We start from the raw sequence: 18,262 nt of genomic DNA, 5'->3' as shown, positions 1-18,262 counted from the left end.
AAATGCAATTTCGAACGACTTTTCAAATTCAATCTTCTGATTTTAAACTCAATCATCAACACAAAATATTGACGATAGGCTCTTGTTTTTCAGATGAAATTGGAAAGCGTTTGACCGATTTAAAGTTTGACGGATTAATTAATCCATTTGGAGTGATTTTTAATTCACATTCCATTCAAAATTTAATAGAAAGAAGCATTCATAAAAAATATTTTACAATAACTGATGTACATCAAAACGGAGAAGAATTTTTCTGTTTCGATGTACATTCGTCGTTTAATGCGTTGACGAAAGAAGCTGTTTTAGAGGAATTAAATTCAACAATCAATCAGGTTCATGATTACATTCATTCTTGTGATGTGTTGATGATTACATTGGGAACATCGTGGATTTATGAATGGAAAACTTCAAATCAAATTGTCGCGAATTGTCATAAAGTTGAGGCAAAACAATTTGAAAAAAGATTATTAACAACAGAAGATAATCTAAAATCGTTGGAATTGATTGTTTCAGATTTGAAGAAAATTAATCCAACTATTCGCATCATTACAACAGTTAGTCCTGTTCGTCATACAAAAGATGGAATGATCGAAAATAATGTAAGTAAAGCTAGATTGTTGGATGCTTTATATCAATTAAGTCTTCAAAATAATCAAGTTGAATATTTCCCGTCATATGAATTAGTTTTGGATGATTTGAGAGATTATCGTTTTTTCAAAGAAGATTTGATTCATCCATCGAAACAAGCCGTTGATTACATTTGGGAAAAGTTTTCAGAAACGTATTTCGAACAATCAACGCAAACAATTATTCAAAAAATAAACAAAGTTATTTCAGCGATTAATCATCGCCCTTTTAATGAAGAATCAGAAAATCATCAACAATTTTTAGTAAAAACGATTGCATTGATGAATGAATTAGAAAAAGGAAATCAACTTGATTTTTTAGCTGAAAAAGAACTTTTGAAATCAAAAATAAAACATGTTAATTGATACACATACACATCTATATTCGGAGCAATTTGAGAATGATATAGATGAAGTAATTGCGCGAGCAAAGCAAAATGGAGTAGAGCGATTTTATTTGCCTGCAATTGATAAAAGTTACACGGACAAAATGTTGGCGTTAGAAACTGCACACCAAGATTCGATGTTTGCGATGATGGGTTTGCATCCGTGTTCGGTTCATCCAGATACAATAGAAGACGAATTGACTCATGTGCGCGAATGGATTGATAAACGACCATTTAAAGCAATTGGCGAAATCGGAATTGATTTGTATTGGGAAAAAGAATTTTTACAAACGCAACAAGATGCTTTCAAAATGCAAATTGAATGGGCAAAAGAAAAGAATTTACCAATTGTCATTCATTGTCGAGATGCTTTCAACGAAGTTTTTGAAGTGTTAGAAGAAGTAAAAGATGAAAAATTATTCGGAATTTTTCATTGTTTTTCAGGAACAAAAGAAGATGCACAACGCGCAATTGATTTCAATCTGAAATTAGGAATTGGTGGAGTTGTAACCTTCAAAAATGGTAAAATAGATCAATTTTTAGGTGATTTTGATATCAAACATATCGTTCTCGAAACAGATTCACCTTATTTAGCTCCAGTTCCGTTTCGCGGAAAACGAAATGAAAGTAGTTATTTGACACATGTTTGCGATAAGTTGGTTGATATTTACCATCAAACACCAGCTGAAATTGCAGCAATTACAACAAAAAATGCGTTTGACATTTTCGAACGTTAGGATAAATCAGAATAGAAAAATTATATTTGCAAAAGAAAACCTTTGACAAGATGAAATACAAAAGAATATTACTTAAATTGAGTGGTGAAGCATTAATGGGAGATTTACAATATGGTATCGATCCAAATATGCTGAAACAATATGCGCAACAAATTAGAGAAGTTGCAGAACTTGGTTGCGAAGTGGCAATCGTAATCGGAGGTGGTAATATTTTTAGAGGTGTACAAGGTGTTGCTTCTGGTATGGATCGTGTACAAGGAGATTATATGGGAATGTTAGCAACTGTGATTAACAGTATGGCATTGCAAGGAGCTTTGGAAGATGCTGGCGTTAATACGCGTTTACAAACGGCTATCCGTATGGAGCAAATCGCAGAACCATTTATCAAAAGAAGAGCAACACGTCATTTAGAAAAAGGTCGTGTCGTAATTTTTGGTGCAGGAACAGGAAATCCATATTTTACAACAGATACAGCAGCGGTTTTGAGAGCAATTGAAACACAAGCTGATGTTATTTTGAAAGGAACTCGTGTTGATGGAATCTATACTGCAGATCCAGAAAAAGATCCAACAGCAGAGAAATTCGAAACAATTTCTTATCAAGAAGTTTACGATAAAAACTTAAAAGTAATGGATATGACAGCTTTTACTTTGAGTGAGGAAAATAATTTACCTATTATTGTATTTGATATGAATACAGATGGTAACTTGAAAAAATTAATTTTAGGAGATAACGTAGGTACTCTAGTAACAAATAAATAAATCCCGAAATGGAAGAATTAGATATTATTTTAGAAACGGCTAAGGAGCAAATGCAGGGAACTGTAAGTCACTTAGAGGTTGCATTCGACAAATTAAGAGCAGGTAAAGCTACTCCTGCAATGTTAAGTTCAGTTCGTGTTGATTACTACGGAAGTTTATCTCCGTTAACTCAAATTGCAAATGTAAATACACCAGATGCAATGACATTGAGCATTCAACCATACGAGAGAAATTTAATTCACGAAATCGAAAAAGCAATCATCAATGCTAATTTAGGTTTTGCACCTTCTAACAATGGAGATACAATTATTATCAGTATTCCTCCAGTAACAGAAGAACGTCGTAAAGAGTTAGTGAAAATGGCCAAATCGGACATGGAAACTGCTAAAATTTCACTTCGTAATGCACGCCAAGATGCCAATAAAGCATTGAAAGCTGTAAAAGAAGCTTCTGAAGACATGGTAAAAGATTACGAAACACGTGTACAAGGATTAACAGACAAGTTTTCTAAGAAATTAGAAGAAGCTTTAACGAAAAAAGAAGCTGAAATCATGAAAGTTTAATCTTTCTTGAAAAAAAAATATTTTAAGGCAGCGTTTCGCTGCTTTTTTTATTTATTTGCATAATCAATTTCAAACGATGAAGAATTATATATTCCTGCTAAATTTCTGTATCTCAATTGCCACATTTGCTCAAATTAAAGTAAGAGTATTCGATGCTCAAGACGAATTTCGTTTAACAGGTGCCAATGTTTACAGCGATACCAAACAATTCCTTGGTCAAACCGACGAATTAGGAGAATTGAATATCAATGATTCTGTTCATTTTATTGATGTAATCAAGAATGGATATTTCTCGGAAAGTATTCAGACTGATGGTAAAAAGTTGGTCGAAATTATGATGAAACCTTCTTTCATTAGTTTGGATGAGGTTAGTTTTACGACAAATGATTCTGTTGGTCGTAATTTGATTATCAAAGCAATTCGCAATCAATCCAAAAATACAATCAGAAATGGCGGAAATATTTTCCTAAAATCATACACAAAATTTTGGAGTACAGTAAATAACGATTCGATTCCGTTTATCATTCAACCTCAAAATCACAAAGATTCTGTCAATAATCAATGGAAAAAATTGTTAGACAATAGTCATTTATTTTTAGGAGAACGTGCAATGGATCATAAAGTTTCGAAGCGTTTTGGACTAAAAAATATTGTACAATCTTCTCGTATTTCTGGAATGCGTTCGCCTTTGTACGAATATTTAGCGATGCAACCAATTGCGTTCAATTTTGATCAAGATAAAATCAATTTTTTCTTCAAAGGAATTATCAATCCAGTAAGTCGCGAAGGTCTTTCGCATTACCGTTATGGTTTCAAAGAAGATATTTTTATTGATGGACGAAAAACGGCTGTTATTAGCTTTTTTCCATCGATTAAAACGGACAAAAGACAAATTAAAGGAACACTTTGGATTGATGATAGAACATATGCATTAATTAAAATTGAAGCAGAAAATACAATTTCAAATTATGTTGCAGAATTAGAAGCAGATTGGAAATTGAATAATGGAACTTGGATTCCAAATCAACAAAAATATCGCATGGAAGCTGGTAATTTCAAGATTACTGAGAAATTAGCCGACGATGATTTTATTGATAAAAAAGAAAAAATTTGGATTAATCTCGAAACTACTTTCAAGGATATTCAGAATCCAGCTCATTTCAAACGCAACGAATTTTTAGGTTACGAAGACGAAATTTCTTTTCAAAATATGAATGAAAAGAAATGGGACAATGTGATGGAAGATTATCGCGATTCATCATTATCGAACAAAGAGCGAAATACATACACGACAATCGATAGTATTGGCGATAAATATAAGTTAGAACGTCAAATGAAATTGACGCGAATCATCAATTCTGGTGGAAAATTATCGTTAGGAAAAGTTGATTTAGACTTGACGAAAATTTTAGCTTTCAATGATTACGAGGGTTTCAGACTTGGTGCTGCGTTTAATACAAATGAAAATTGGAGCGATAAATATTCATTGAATGCTTATTCAGCTTATGGTTTCAAAGATGAAACATTTAAGTTTGGATTTGGTGGAGATTATTATGTAAACAAACCTTATTCGGGTCGAATTTTTGCAAAATACTCGCAAGATGTTTCGGCTTCTGGGAAAACGCCAATTTTATTACAATCGAATTATACACGTCTAATTTCTGGAGCTTTTAGTAATATTTATAATCACGAATATTTTTCGTATAAACATTATTCTTTTGGATATGAGCAAGATATTTTTAAGAATGTAACCTTCAATATTTCGGCAAATTATGAAAAACAACAAGCAGAATTTGATTATTCTTTCCTGAATAATATAGGTTGGTACGATTTGTATAATACGCAATTAGCGATCCGTTTTGCACCAAAAGACAAGTTTATCCGCACGCCTTACGGAAAAGTGACGGTGAATAGCGGGAAATCTGTTTTCTATGCAATGTTGACGAAATATTGGGATATTTTCAATTCTGATTATGATCCACTTCGTTTCAATATTTCTTATTTTGATGTGTTCGATACGCGAGTTGGTAAAACAAATTTCAATGTAAATGCGGGTTGGGTTGAAGGAAAAATGCCGTTGATGAACTTGTTCGAAGGACAAGGAAACGCAAAACGCAATGATTTTGCAAACTTTGGAGTAGGAGGTTTAACAAATTTCGAAACAATGCGTCCTGGAGAATTTTATTCGGATCGATTTGTATCCTTTCAATTGAAACATATTTTTGCTGGCGTTAAAGTCGGAAACAAAATTATTTTCCCACAATTCGTTTACCGTGGAGTTTTAGGTGATATGAAAGATAAAACAGATCATCAAAATTTAGATTTCAAAACATTGAATCATTATTACCACGAAACAGGAGTTGAAGTAAATAATTTAATTTTCAAAACATTTGGATTGGGAGCATTTTACCGTTTAGGTGCTTATTCAGAAGAAAAATTCCAAGATAATTTCTATTTAAAATTAACTGTAAATTTGAATTTTTTGTAGGTATTTAGATTTTGTCATTCTGGACTCGTTTCAGAATCGTATATATTGATTTAAATTTATGAATAAAGAGTTTGAACTTAAAAAATATAGAGATTTAGTACTTGCGACTTTAGATTATTATATTGTTCATCTTGCGTTTAATAATGAAATGAAAGATGAATTTATTCGTTTAAAAATTCAAACAGAGGAGTATTATTCAAAAAGAAAATTAACTATTTTAAAAAACTGGTTTAAAGATTTAACGTCTGATTTTATAGAAGATAGAGATTTTGGTTTTAATAAATATTTAAAGCAAACAACACATTATGAAATTGATATTTTTGAATCATATTTCAAAAGAATTAAAAAATTAGTTGAAAAAGGTTTTATCAAAACAGAGAGTCAATTCCATGAATTAAAAAATTATGTAGATTATTTAGTTCAAGATAATAATTCTGATAAAGATCTTATTCAAAGAATAAATGAAATTCTTTTGCGTTTTGAATCTAGAAAAATAGAATAATTTTACTTCAAAAAATAAACTAAAATCAAAAATCCTTTACATTTTCATTGAAATTGTAAAGGATTTTTAGGTTGGTTGAAAAATATTCGCAAAAATTATGCCTATAATTTTTATAACTTTAAATAATAACTAAATTTGTAAGGATAAATTAAAAAATTATGCAATCGTACGGAATTAAAGCCTTATTAGAAAAAGGCAAGGATTTGTTGCTACAGGAAGTAGTTGTAAATGGATGGGTAAGATCGTTCAGAAGTAATCGTTTCATCGCGTTGAATGACGGTTCTACAATTAATAATATTCAAGTAGTAGTAGATTTCGAAAATTTTGACGAATCAATTATAAAACAAATTTCTACAGCAGCTTCTTTACAAGTAAAAGGAGAAGTGGTAGAAAGTGAAGGAGCTGGTCAAGAGATTGAAATTGTTGCGAAAGAAATCAAAATTTTAGGAACTGCGCCATCTGATGATTTAAAAGGAACAATTTTACAACCAAAACAACACAGTTTAGAGATTTTGCGTGAGCAAGCACATTTACGTTTCAGAACAAATGTTTTTGCTGCAACTATGCGTGTTCGTAACGCGTTAATGTTCGGGATTCACAAGTATTTCAACGAAAATGGATTCGTTTACATCAACACGCCAATTATTACAGGATCTGATGCTGAAGGAGCAGGAGAGATGTTTCATATCACAAACTTGGATATGGAAAACTTACCTAAAAATGAAGAAGGTAAAGTAGATTATACACAAGATTTCTTTGGTAAATCGACTAACTTAACGGTTTCTGGACAGTTAGAAGGAGAAACTGCAGCAATGGGATTAGGAAAAATTTATACATTTGGACCTACTTTCCGCGCAGAAAACTCGAATACTTCTCGTCACTTAGCTGAATTCTGGATGATTGAGCCAGAAGTTGCGTTTTTCCGTTTAGATCAAAATATGGATTTGGCTGAAGATTTCATGAAATCTGTTATCACTTATGCAATGGAAACTTGTAAAGATGATTTGAAATTCTTAGCTGAACGTTTTGACAAAGAACAAAAACAAAAACCAGAAGCTGAACGTTCTGAATTAGGATTAATAGAGCGTTTAGAATATGTTTTAAATAACAAATTCATTCGTTTAACTTATACAGAAGCAATTGATATTTTAAAAGAATCTAAACCAAATAAAAAAGGTAAATTCAAATATCCAATTGAAGGTTGGGGAGCAGATTTACAATCTGAACATGAACGTTATTTAGTTGAAAAACACTTCAAAACACCAGTTATTTTATTTGATTATCCAGCAGAAATCAAAGCATTCTACATGCGTATGAATGACGATGGAAAAACAGTTCGCGCAATGGACGTTTTATTCCCTGGAATCGGAGAAATTATCGGAGGCTCTGAGCGTGAAGAACGTTTAGAAGTTTTAGACGAAAAAATGGAAAAATTCGGAATCGATAAAGAAGAATTATGGTGGTACCGCGACACAAGACGTTTCGGTTCTGTGCCACATTCTGGTTTCGGTTTAGGTTTAGAGCGTTTGGTATTATTCGTTACTGGAATGGGTAACATTCGTGACGTGATTCCTTTCCCTAGAACACCGAATAACGCTGAATTTTAATCAAAATATTTTTACGGATTTATGCTTAAAAATTGTAACTTTAAGCTAAATCCGTTTTTTTATATAAGCCAAAACCCAAAATATGTTAAAGCAGGAATTAAATTTAAAATTACAACAAAAACTATCGCCACAACAAATCCAATTAATGAAGTTGGTTCAACTTCCTACGGTTGCTTTTGAACAACGCGTAAAGGAAGAGTTGGAAGAAAACCCTGCTTTGGATGATCAATCTTCTGAATATGACGAAGATTACGGAGGAGAGCAGGAAGAATGGGATAATCAGAGTGATGACTTTGGCGACGAACAAGTGATTGATACAAGTGATATCAATATTGATGATTATTTGAGCGATGACGACATCCCAAATTATAAAACATATACCAATAATTATAGCGATGATGACGAAGATAAATCTGTTCCTTACGCACAAGGAGAGAGTTTTATCGAGTTTTTGACATCGCAATTATACACGTATCGATTAACTTCGGAACAATTTCAAATTGCTGAATTTATTTTAGGAAATATTGATGATGACGGTTATATGCGTCGTGATATTAAATCGTTGGTTGACGATTTAGCATTCTCGCAAAATATTTACACTTCGCCAGAAGAGGTTGAAAATTTGTTGATTAATTATATTCAACGAATGGATCCAGTTGGAGTAGGTGCGCGTGATTTGCAAGAATGTTTATTGATTCAATTAGAAAATAAAAATCAAACTGAAGCAGTAGAATTAGCCGAAAAATTAATTTCAGAATCGTTTGATGCATTTACGAAAAAGCATTATTCTAAATTGATGGCAAAATATGATGCGGATGATGACGAGTTGCGTGATGCAATTTCGGAGATTGAACGTTTGAATCCAAAACCAGGAAAATCATTTTCGAGTAGTAGTAAAATTGTAGAGCAAATAACGCCAGATTTTACAATTCATATCAACGATGGCGATTTAGAATTGTCGTTAAATGGACGTAATGTACCAGAATTGAAAATTTCGAGTGCGTTTGCAGAAATGTTAGATACATACAAAAAAACCGAAAATAAATCGAATCAACAGAAAGAAGCTGTGATGTTTGTCAAACAAAAGTTAGATTCTGCGAAATGGTTTATTGATGCGGTTCAGCAACGTCGTAATACGCTTTTGTACACGATGGAAGCGATTATGAAATTTCAAAAAGAGTATTTTTTAACAGGAGACGAAACGAAAATCAAACCGATGATTTTGAAAGATATTTCAGACAGAATTGGAATGGATATTTCGACAGTTTCTCGTGTTGCGAATTCAAAATATGTCACAACGCCTTACGGAACATTTTTGATAAAAGATTTGTTCTCAGAATCGTTAACAAATGATGAAGGTGAAGAAGTTTCGACGCGCGAAATCAAACGAATTTTACAAGATGTAATTGCAGATGAAGACAAACGTAAACCTTTGACAGACGAAAAATTAACTGAAATTTTAAAAGAAAAAGGTTATCCAATTGCTCGTCGTACAATTGCAAAATATCGTGAACAACTAAATATTCCGGTTGCACGATTGAGAAAAGAAATCTAAAAATTTTTAGACATATTATCAAACAAAAAAAGAGCTTTTTATAAAGCTCTTTTTTTGTTTTTACCCCAAGTTGTCATCCATTCAAAATAATCTTCTTTGTATGAATTATCATTCAATTGCGTAATAATTTTTTGTTGTTTTTCTTTGTTCAAATCATCATCAATCACAGAAAAATTTAAGAAAATATCTTTACCGATTAATTTTGAAAAGAAATTTTCATTCTTTAATTCTTCTAAAACTTCAATACATTTTTCATTAATTTTATTCTGAAATTGATAAAACCAATCTTCGTCATCATCGTGTTCATCAACTATTTCTTTGCACATTTGATTGATTTCTTGGAAAGAATTTTCAGCTCCTAAATAATCATATTTCCATTCAGAAGGCTCGTATTTGTAGTAACAAAAATCGTCTTCATCCGAAACTTTTTCCAAATGTTCTACAGAATTTGCAGAAGGATGAATAGCTATTTTAGAGTCGTTATTGCACAAGGCAAAAGCGTAAAGGTCTTGTGAAGGATTTTCGTTATAAATTTTCAAAAAGGCTTGTTTGGTTGATTGCACTAATTTGTTTTTTAATTCGTTAAAATCCATTCATTTATATTTTTTTAATCAGTTGTAATTATTTTTTGAAATGTAGTAAAATTCTTTAAATATTAAATCATTGTTAATTTATTTTTTAAAGACAACTTCAATTATTATTCATTTTCTATGTAACTTTTCTACAATTCACACGTCATTATAGTAAACAAACCTAATATGTCTAAATTATATATACCAATTTTATTATTTGCCTCGACCTCGATTTTTGCGCAACAACAATATAAAGGAAGCTTGCAATATGCGAATCAAACGTCTGTTAGTTTGGCTGATGTGATTATTCTGAAAGATGATCAAATTATTGATGAAATTTCAACAGATGATAAAGGAAATTTTACAGTTGATTTAGCCGAAGGAAATTATACGTTTCGAATAGAAGAAGCTGGAGTTTTGCTTCATACACAAACGATTTTATGTGGACAAAATCAAGATTTAGGCGTAATAATTGTTCCAAAAACTGAAAACATTACATTAAATGAAACAGTTGTAAAAAGTCAGAAAAAATTAATTGAAAAGAAAGTTGATCGACTTGTTTTTAATGCAGATTTAGCGGAAGGAGCGAAAGGTGGAGATGCGTTAGATTTGCTAAAATTGGCGCCTCGTGTGAAGGTTGATAATGATGTAGTTTCGATAATTGGTAAAAGTACTTTGCGTGTGATGGTGGACGATCGTTTGTTGGAAATGTCTGGCGATCAATTGACAAATTATCTTAAAACACTTCGTGCAGATGATATCGAGAAAATAGAAGTAATTACAAATCCGCCAGCGAAATATCAAGCGATAGGAAATAGTGGAATTCTAAATATTGTATTAAAATCTGGTAAAAAAGACTCGTGGAATGGGAGTTTGTCGTCATCATTGCAACATTATAACAAACCATATTGGAACAATAGTGCATCGTTTAATTACCGAAAAAATAAATGGACATTAGTTTCGAATATTTTTGGTGGTTTTGGAGAATATGACGGAATTGGACAATCTGATATTTATTTCACAAAGACTAATGAAGTTTGGACAGAAAAGGAAAAAAATAGTGGTAAAAATAGAAATATTGGCGGAAAATTAGGTTTAGATTATAAAATTTCGGAGAAGTTGACGACTGGTTTTACAGTTGATTTATATGCCGGAAATAGAAAAGGAACTGGTGGTACGAAAACAACGATAAATAGTTTGGATAAAAATGAATTGTTGAGTTATATTTTGAATGATCGAAATGGGAGCAAAGGAAACACGAAATACAATACACTGAATTATCATGTCATTTATAAAATGGATACAATCGGAAAAAAATTAACCTTTGATTTTGATTGGGTTAATTTTAATAACAATAATACAAGTGTAGCTTCTAACCGATTTTTTGATTCAAATGATCTTGAAAATACAGCAGAATATCAAGGAAATAAAAGTTTGTCTGATCAAAAAGCAAATAATTATAGTTTGAATATTGATATGGAACACCCCGTTAATACTTGGAAACTAAATTATGGTGGACGTTATAGTTGGACGAAAAATAATAGCGATAATTTATTTTACAACACATCTTCTGGAACGCCTGTTTATGATAAAAAGTTGAGTAATGGTTTTTATTATGACGAAAATATTTTAGCTTTTTATGCGAGTATCGAAAAAGATATTTCAGAAAAATGGTCTGCAAAAATTGGTTTGAGATACGAAAATACTGATGCAAAAGGTTTTTCTCCGCAAGAAAATCAACATGATACCTATAAATATGATGGGCTATTCCCAACGGCTTATTTGATGTATAAACCAGCTGAAAATCATTCGTTAAGTATAAATGTGGGACGCCGTATTGAGCGACCTTATATGGGACAATTGAATCCGTTTCGTACCATTTATTCGCCTTATTCTTTTGCCGAAGGAAATCCGAAGTTAAAACCGTCTTATTCGTACAATTATGAGTTAGAATATGCATACAAAGATTTGGCAGTTACAACATTATATTACAGAAATTCTACGGATGAAATCAATCAAATTGTAGTTGTAAATCCGAGCGAAAATACGCAAAACTGGATTCCATACAATTATGCTGATTCGGAGAGTTTTGGGATTAGTGAAAATGTAAATTTTAAGCTTGTAAAATGGTGGAAAGTCAATGGAGCGATTGATTTGTATTACAAAAAAACGAAAGGAATTATTCCAGAATATAATTATGTATTGGATGGATTTAATGGAGAATTTCGTTTGACAAATAATTTGGAATTGAATAAATCGAAAACATTATTATTTAATCATACCACAAATTATACAACAAAAACGATTGATGCTATGTCAAGAAGTCGCGCTAATTGGAGTACAGCTTTTGGTTTGAGAGCGTTATTTTTGGATAAAAAATTCGAAGTTTCGTTTAATGTAAACAATGTATTTAAAGATAGAGCTTGGCAAGATCAAAGTTTTAGTAACGATACAAAATTTGTTTATACAGGACAATCCGCTCGTTATTATCGTGTTGGAATTCGATACAATTTCGGAAAATCATTCACAATAGAACAATCAAAAAGTAGTTCGGAAAAAGGAAGGTTATAATTTTTAAAACTAAACCCTAATATTCGATGATATTGGGGTTGTTTTTTTATAATTTTTTCTTTGAAATTCTATTTTTTTTCTTTTATTTTGTAACCAATGTCTAATGTTGTATAATTTGGTTATGAGTGAATATTTAACTATTTCAGAAACAGCGAAATTACTTAATAAAAGTACAAAAACACTTCGTCGTTGGGATGAAGAAGGGAAGTTATCGGCTGTTCGAGAACCTATAAGTAATTATAGAGTTTATAGGAGAAGAGATGTAGAGACGTTGTTTGCTGAATTTTTGCAGACAGATATTGAAGAAACTGTTTCAAATTTTGTAAAGCCAACGCAAGATTTTCATGTCTTAGAATTATTTGCTGGAGCTGGAGGTTTGGCAATTGGTATGGAAAAAGCAGGGTTGAAATGTGTTGCATTAAATGAAATTGATAAACACGCTTGTGAAACTTTAAGAAAAAATAGACCAAATTGGAATGTCTTAGAAGGTGATATTAAGAATTTTAATTTTTCTGAATATTATAATAAAGTTGATGTTGTAACAGGAGGATTTCCTTGTCAAGCTTTTAGTTACGCAGGAAAAAGACTTGGTTTAGAAGATGCAAGAGGAACTTTATTTTATGAATTTGCAAGAGCTGTAAAAGAAGTTAATCCACCTATTTGTATTGGAGAAAATGTAAAAGGTTTATTGAATCATGATAATGGTAATACTTTACGTGGAATGATTTCAATTTTAGATGAAATTGGGTATAAAGTAGTTCCAGTAGAGGTTTTGAAAGCAATTAATTATAATGTTCCACAAAAAAGAGAACGATTAATTTTAGTAGGAATTCGTAAAGATATTCCAATAGATTATCACTATCCAACGCCGTACAAAAAAATATATAATCTTTCTGATGCATTGAAAAAAGGAGAATTGTTCGATTGTAATGTTCCAAAATCTACTGGAGCTAAATATCCTGAAAGCAAGAAAAGTGTATTAGATTTAGTTCCTCCAAAAGGCTATTGGAGAGATTTACCTCTTGAAATTCAGAAAGAATTTATGGGAGCAAGTTTTTATTTAGGTGGAGGAAAAACAGGAATGGCAAGAAGAATAGGCTGGGACGAACCTTGTTTAACCTTAACATGTAGCCCTGCCCAAAAACAAACAGAGCGTTGTCATCCAGATGAAACTCGCCCTTTTACAGTAAGAGAATATGCTCGTATTCAGACTTTTCCTGATGAATGGGAATTTTCAGGGCCTATGGCACAACAATATAAGCAAATTGGTAATGCAGTTCCCGTTAATTTAGGAAAAGAGGTTGGTTATTCAATAATTAATTTTCTTAACCAATATTATAGTTTATTAAAACCTGAATAATAAGAATAATTATCAAAGGAAATTTGATCAAGAATAGAACGTTTTGAATTTTCGGTTTCTGAAGTAATTTCTTCTAAAGCCGAATTTTCATTTTCGTTTTGTTCTTTTTTTGTGGTTTCTAAAAAATCATTTATTGCAATAGGAAGCGCTTTATAAAGTTGATAGAAAGCATCTTCTTCTCCAGTTAGTAAAGCATAAAATTGATCTCCAGAGATTTTAAAAACTCTTGAATGACTATATTCTTTGCCATTAATTTCGCCTTTCCAATTTTCGTTAAAACTATTTTTCGCTAAAATCTGAACCCAATAACATTTAGCTTTCTTGTAATCATCTGCATATCGAGCCAATTTTTGAAAAAGAGCTTCCGAAGAACTGCTATTCATTGTATTATGTTTGTTTTTGATATCTGCAAATAACGTGTCATCATTTGCTTTTATATCAAATCCACTTAAATTTCCAATTTCATAACCTTTTATTCCACCTAAAATTTGTTCATGAAAAGTTCCGATAGAATTATTAATAGACTTATCTATTTGTCTAAGAATTTCTGATTGAATTAAATCTTCTTCATCAATGTTATTGAATTTAGAATCAAAGGTTAGTTTAATTGTATCAACTTTATTTGTATAAAAACTTTTTTTAGAAATTTTGCTTTTAGCCTTTTGATAAGATTTATATAAATTTTCAATGCAATTTAATAAATGCTCATCTGAAATAAAGTTTACATATTTATTTTTCATTACCAGTATTGTATAATATTGCTAAGTTAGAATAATTATTCGATTATATAAAAATGTAATTATGCTTTACTTCTTTTCCATTTTATAGAACAATAAAATCACAAAACTAATTGCAAACGAAACGCCCATTGCAAGCGCCGAAGCTTTCATTCCGCCAGAATATTCAATTAATAATCCATAAATAACTAAACCTAAAAATAAAGCAAATTTTTCGAAAACATCGTAAAAGCTAAAATAGGTTGTTGTGTCTTCTGTTTCTGGTAATAATTTGGCGTATGTAGAACGTGATAAAGCTTGCAAACCTCCCATTACAAGACCAACCATTGCAGCCATTACATAAAATTGAATTTTTACATTTGGATCATTTTTATTAATTAAATAACCAATAATACATGTAATAATCCAGATAAAAATACCGATTAGTAAAGTTTTCTTATTTCCTATTTTTCCTGATAGAAAAGAGAATAACCATGCACCTAAAACAGCTTCAATTTGAATTAATAAAATGGTCATAATCAATTCTGAAGATTCCATTCCTATTTCTGAACTTCCAAACATTGCTGCCATCAAAAAGATAGTTTGCATTGCTAAACTGTAGAAGAAAAATCCAGCCAAAAAAACACGAATATTTTTGTATTGATTCAGATCTTTGAAGGTATGTTTTAAATTTCTAAAACTCGATTTGATAATATCTTTCGGAATTTCGCGATCATATTTGTGATTTGGTAATTTACTTAATGCAATTTGTCCAAATCCTAACCACCAAATTCCTGTTAATAAGAAACTTATTCGAGTAAACATTGCTTGTTGTTCTTCTGGGGCGAATTGTATCATTGCCAAACAAATCGTCAATAAAATGACAGAACCAATATAACCAAACATATAACCTTGAGCGGAAACTTTGTCCATTTTTTCGTCTGAGACAATTTCTGGTAAATAGGCGTTGTAAAAAACTAAACTTCCCCAAAAACCTATGCTTGCGGTGATATTGAGTAATAAAGCTAACCAAACTAAATCGCTTGATGTAAAGAAAAACATTCCGATGCATGAGAAAGATCCTAAATAACAAAAAAAGCGAAGAAATTTGATTTTATTTCCGATTAAATCTGCAATTGAAGACAAAACTGGCGACAAAACAATCACAAAAAAGAAAGCAATTGCCAATGAAAAATTGAATGCGGACTCTGGTAATAATCCTAAAAATTTAATTGGGTGATCGTTCGCATCATAGGTCATTAAAGTATAATAAACCGGAAAAATAGCAGAGGCAATAACTAAAGAATGAACAGAATTTGCCCAGTCGTAAGAAATCCAAGCTCGTATTAGTTTGGGATTATCTTTTGTATTCATAAATTTTTTATAGTAATGTTGGCTAAACTTAAGAATAATTTATCAAAAATAATGTTTCGTAAAAATTAATTGTTCAATCTTCTATTCTTTCAGTTCAAATTTGGTTAGTTTATTGCCTTTGTAACAATAAAATTCATAACTATCTTCTCCAATTTTGAATACTTTTTCGAGATGGATTTTATCGTAATTAGGTAAAATTTCATTGTATTTTTTCAATAATTTTTCAGGTAATTCATTCGGTTGAATTGGACGTTCAATCTCAAATTCCCCATCTAATGAATATTCCATCACAAAATCACTGTTTCGCCATTTCAAAGTTGTTTCATTTTCGTCACCTTTACTTGTTGTTGTAAGTTGAACTTTATCTTCTTGAATGATTTTTTGAGAACTTGTATAAAAAAGTGTAATTCCAGAAATAACCATTGCCGCATAGCCAACTTTTCTGAAAATAAAATCGCTAAAATAAGGTAAAATATATTTGACTGTATAAGAAGAAATAATTGAAGCAACTGCAATCGTCAATCCAAGTAATAACGCGTTTTTTGAATATAAACCAAGAACAATATAAATGATTAATTTTATGATATGAAGTATAATTTCGTTGGCAGCTCGCGTTGCAATAATTTCTTCTTTTGTTAATCCATATTTTAAATAAAATCTATTGAATAATAAACCTATTGCTCCTGTTATTCCAGAAACTAATCCAGCTAAAAAACCAACAATGGCCAAAATATATTTTGATGAAGGTTTTTCTTCATTGTCTTGTTGTTTTTTGTTTAGAAATAATTGTGGAACATTTGAAATCAATAATACAGCTACAATAATTTGTAAATAAATTGGGTTGATAAATTTGATTAAATAAGCGCCCATTAAAACTGCTGGAATCGAAAATGGCACGAACCAAAAGAAGATTTTCCAATGTACAGATTTTCTGAAAGCCGCTATTCGAGAGGCAGAACTTGTAAATGTTCCGATTGTTAACGAAAAAGGGACTAACGAAGTTGGAATAATAAGATTGAGGATTGGAATTAAGATTAAACTTGCGCCACCGCCACAAATTGCACTTATCCAAAATGCTAAAATTGCTCCAATAAATAGGAGAAAAATAGTAAAAATCATGATCAGAAATTTTATTCTGTTACAAAATTAGGACGATGATTTTAGAAATAAATGTCTAAAGACTTATCTTAAGTAAAACTTAAGAATAAGTAAATCTTAATTGAAAAAGATGATTTTTCGGATAAATTGTTTGCGAAATTTGCTGAAAATTATTTTTTAATAAGGCTTTAGACGAGGCGATATTTTCTTTTTTCACCCAAGCTTCAATCAGCATATATTTTCTCAATTTCAACTCTTTCGAAATCAGATTGATGATTCGTGTTGCGTAACCTCTGTTCCAAAATTGTTCATCAATGGAATAGCCAATAATCGCTTTGTCATGAACAGGTTGAAACATTACAGTACCAATCAAGGTTTCAGAAGATTTTTCGATAACAGCAAAGCGAAATTCATATCCAGAATTCTTTTTTTCTTTATCTCTTTCTAGCATTTTGTACGAATCTTTGATCGTTTTCATTGATGCGGTTTCGCGGTATTTCATGGCTTTTGCATTCGAATAAATTTCGAAAAGCCGTGTGCTACATCAGTGTCCAAAAGTTCTCTGAAATAAATTAATTCGTCTTCCATATTTTGGTTTTAAGAATTTGCTTGACGTTCTAATTTTTCAATCAATAATGCTTTTGCATTTGTAAGCGCATAATCTTTAGCTTCTGCAAATGAAACGTTGTATTTTCGTTTAAGAGATTGAATATCTTTTGGTAAATCGTTTAAAAGTTTATCGTAATAAACATCTAACATTTCAGATGTTGGCATTTTGAAATCAATTTTTAACTGAAATCTTCTCAATAATGCAACATCAATAATATGTGGATGATTTGTTGCGGCTATCAACAACGAATTTTGTGGCAAATAATCAATTAATTGAATTACCGTGTTTACCAAACGACGCATTTCGCCAACATCTTTGTCGTCATTTCCACGCGCTTTTCCAATTTGGTCAAACTCATCCAAAAATAGAATCGCTTTTTCACGCGCAGCTTTATCAAAAAGCATTCGAATATTTTGTGAAGTTTCACCAATTCTTGATGAAACAATATTACTTAAATTCAAAATCAATATAGGTTTTCCGATTTCATTTGCAATTGCTTTTGCAGTTGTTGTTTTTCCACAACCCGAAAATCCATGCAACAAAATTTTATTATTGACAGGCAAATTATATTTGCTCAATTCCTCTATATATCGATGTTCTTTGATAAGTTGTTTTACTTGCGCAAGATTTTGATCATCTAAAAAAACATCATTCAAAGAAATTTCTTCCTTATCGTCAACAATTAAATCGTAAATATTCATATCAATTTTACTTCAAGACTCAAAATTAAACTATT

Annotated in this window: 16 protein-coding genes; 10 read left to right on the top strand and 6 right to left on the bottom strand. The window is 31.0% G+C overall.

Annotation, left to right across the window (positions count from 1 at the left end):
• Positions 1-2 precede the first annotated feature (2 nt).
• The 8 genes from B4J88_RS10905 (at position 3) to rpoN (ending at position 9,225) form a co-directional block, all read left to right on the top strand.
• A complete protein-coding gene (locus B4J88_RS10905) occupies positions 3-992 on the top strand; it encodes a GSCFA domain-containing protein (protein WP_052217827.1) in 990 nt (329 codons plus the stop codon).
• Entirely contained in the window at positions 982-1,749 is a 768-nt protein-coding gene (locus B4J88_RS10900; RefSeq protein WP_038335906.1) for a TatD family hydrolase, read from the top strand. Before B4J88_RS10905 ends, B4J88_RS10900 begins: the two co-directional genes overlap by 11 nt.
• Positions 1,750-1,799: 50 nt before the next feature.
• Positions 1,800-2,510, top strand: a complete 711-nt coding sequence (pyrH, locus tag B4J88_RS10895; protein WP_115000992.1) for a UMP kinase — start codon at positions 1,800-1,802, stop codon at positions 2,508-2,510.
• Between the two features lie 8 nt (positions 2,511-2,518).
• Complete coding sequence (gene frr, locus B4J88_RS10890) at positions 2,519-3,073, top strand: ribosome recycling factor (RefSeq protein WP_115000990.1); 555 nt, start codon at positions 2,519-2,521, stop codon at positions 3,071-3,073.
• Positions 3,074-3,149: 76 nt separating this feature from the next.
• Positions 3,150-5,561: a DUF5686 family protein gene (locus B4J88_RS10885; RefSeq protein ID WP_291067662.1), complete on the top strand. Its 2,412-nt coding sequence runs from the start codon at positions 3,150-3,152 to the stop codon at positions 5,559-5,561.
• A 58-nt stretch (positions 5,562-5,619) separates the two neighbouring features.
• Positions 5,620-6,063, top strand: coding sequence for a hypothetical protein (locus B4J88_RS10880; protein ID WP_038335898.1), 444 nt, complete (start codon positions 5,620-5,622; stop codon positions 6,061-6,063).
• A 158-nt stretch (positions 6,064-6,221) separates the two neighbouring features.
• On the top strand, positions 6,222-7,670 hold the full coding sequence (gene asnS, locus B4J88_RS10875) for an asparagine--tRNA ligase (RefSeq protein WP_219034349.1): 1,449 nt from the start codon (positions 6,222-6,224) through the stop codon (positions 7,668-7,670).
• 82 nt (positions 7,671-7,752) lie between these two features.
• Positions 7,753-9,225 carry an RNA polymerase factor sigma-54 gene (rpoN, locus tag B4J88_RS10870; RefSeq protein ID WP_135835164.1) on the top strand — a complete coding sequence of 491 codons (1,473 nt, stop codon included), beginning with the start codon at positions 7,753-7,755 and terminating at the stop codon, positions 9,223-9,225.
• Between the two features lie 38 nt (positions 9,226-9,263).
• Here rpoN and B4J88_RS10865 read toward each other — a convergent pair whose 3' ends face one another.
• The gene (locus tag B4J88_RS10865; RefSeq protein WP_084106915.1) at positions 9,264-9,818 is read right to left on the bottom strand and encodes a DUF4303 domain-containing protein; all 555 of its coding nucleotides are present in this window, start codon (positions 9,816-9,818) and stop codon (positions 9,264-9,266) included.
• A 165-nt stretch (positions 9,819-9,983) separates the two neighbouring features.
• Here B4J88_RS10865 and B4J88_RS10860 point away from each other — a divergent pair, with 165 nt between their 5' ends.
• Positions 9,984-12,368 carry an outer membrane beta-barrel family protein gene (locus tag B4J88_RS10860; protein WP_291067658.1) on the top strand — a complete coding sequence of 795 codons (2,385 nt, stop codon included), beginning with the start codon at positions 9,984-9,986 and terminating at the stop codon, positions 12,366-12,368.
• Positions 12,369-12,489: 121 nt separating this feature from the next.
• Positions 12,490-13,728, top strand: a complete 1,239-nt coding sequence (gene dcm, locus B4J88_RS10855; protein WP_115002090.1) for a DNA (cytosine-5-)-methyltransferase — start codon at positions 12,490-12,492, stop codon at positions 13,726-13,728.
• Here the strand turns inward: dcm and B4J88_RS10850 are convergent.
• The 5 genes from B4J88_RS10850 to B4J88_RS10830 all read right to left on the bottom strand — a co-directional run bounded on the left by B4J88_RS10850 (position 13,704) and on the right by B4J88_RS10830 (position 18,227).
• Entirely contained in the window at positions 13,704-14,468 is a 765-nt protein-coding gene (locus B4J88_RS10850) for an Eco47II family restriction endonuclease (RefSeq protein WP_280051168.1), read from the bottom strand. The genes dcm and B4J88_RS10850 overlap by 25 nt on opposite strands.
• Before the next feature lie 66 nt (positions 14,469-14,534).
• Entirely contained in the window at positions 14,535-15,818 is a 1,284-nt protein-coding gene (locus B4J88_RS10845; RefSeq protein ID WP_291067656.1) for an MFS transporter, read from the bottom strand.
• A gap of 81 nt (positions 15,819-15,899) precedes the next feature.
• Positions 15,900-16,937, bottom strand: coding sequence for a sulfite exporter TauE/SafE family protein (locus B4J88_RS10840; protein ID WP_291067654.1), 1,038 nt, complete (start codon positions 16,935-16,937; stop codon positions 15,900-15,902).
• 79 nt (positions 16,938-17,016) lie between these two features.
• On the bottom strand, positions 17,017-17,439 hold the full coding sequence (locus B4J88_RS10835; RefSeq protein ID WP_260392513.1) for a GNAT family N-acetyltransferase: 423 nt from the start codon (positions 17,437-17,439) through the stop codon (positions 17,017-17,019).
• 74 nt (positions 17,440-17,513) lie between these two features.
• Positions 17,514-18,227 carry an AAA family ATPase gene (locus tag B4J88_RS10830; RefSeq protein WP_115000956.1) on the bottom strand — a complete coding sequence of 238 codons (714 nt, stop codon included), beginning with the start codon at positions 18,225-18,227 and terminating at the stop codon, positions 17,514-17,516.
• Between the last annotated feature and the right edge of the window lie 35 nt (positions 18,228-18,262).

This window comes from Empedobacter sp. UBA5036, from assembly GCF_002415215.1.
In the GTDB taxonomy this organism is placed as follows: domain Bacteria; phylum Bacteroidota; class Bacteroidia; order Flavobacteriales; family Weeksellaceae; genus Empedobacter; species Empedobacter falsenii_B.
The sequence above is the reverse complement of the archived record's forward strand: the minus strand, read 5'-3'. Positions and strand labels throughout refer to the sequence as shown.

Bases quoted from the DNA above. Each gene is read 5' to 3' on its own strand.
- B4J88_RS10905 (WP_052217827.1), top strand. From the start codon at position 3: ATGCAATTTCGAACGACTTTTCAAATTCAATCTTCTGATTTTAAACTC.
- B4J88_RS10900 (WP_038335906.1), top strand. From the start codon at position 982: ATGTTAATTGATACACATACACATCTATATTCGGAGCAATTTGAGAAT.
- pyrH (WP_115000992.1), top strand. From the start codon at position 1,800: ATGAAATACAAAAGAATATTACTTAAATTGAGTGGTGAAGCATTAATG.
- frr (WP_115000990.1), top strand. From the start codon at position 2,519: ATGGAAGAATTAGATATTATTTTAGAAACGGCTAAGGAGCAAATGCAG.
- B4J88_RS10885 (WP_291067662.1), top strand. From the start codon at position 3,150: ATGAAGAATTATATATTCCTGCTAAATTTCTGTATCTCAATTGCCACA.
- B4J88_RS10880 (WP_038335898.1), top strand. From the start codon at position 5,620: ATGAATAAAGAGTTTGAACTTAAAAAATATAGAGATTTAGTACTTGCG.
- asnS (WP_219034349.1), top strand. From the start codon at position 6,222: ATGCAATCGTACGGAATTAAAGCCTTATTAGAAAAAGGCAAGGATTTG.
- rpoN (WP_135835164.1), top strand. From the start codon at position 7,753: ATGTTAAAGCAGGAATTAAATTTAAAATTACAACAAAAACTATCGCCA.
- B4J88_RS10865 (WP_084106915.1), bottom strand. From the start codon at position 9,818: ATGGATTTTAACGAATTAAAAAACAAATTAGTGCAATCAACCAAACAA.
- B4J88_RS10860 (WP_291067658.1), top strand. From the start codon at position 9,984: ATGTCTAAATTATATATACCAATTTTATTATTTGCCTCGACCTCGATT.
- dcm (WP_115002090.1), top strand. From the start codon at position 12,490: ATGAGTGAATATTTAACTATTTCAGAAACAGCGAAATTACTTAATAAA.
- B4J88_RS10850 (WP_280051168.1), bottom strand. From the start codon at position 14,468: ATGAAAAATAAATATGTAAACTTTATTTCAGATGAGCATTTATTAAAT.
- B4J88_RS10845 (WP_291067656.1), bottom strand. From the start codon at position 15,818: ATGAATACAAAAGATAATCCCAAACTAATACGAGCTTGGATTTCTTAC.
- B4J88_RS10840 (WP_291067654.1), bottom strand. From the start codon at position 16,937: ATGATTTTTACTATTTTTCTCCTATTTATTGGAGCAATTTTAGCATTT.
- B4J88_RS10830 (WP_115000956.1), bottom strand. From the start codon at position 18,227: ATGAATATTTACGATTTAATTGTTGACGATAAGGAAGAAATTTCTTTG.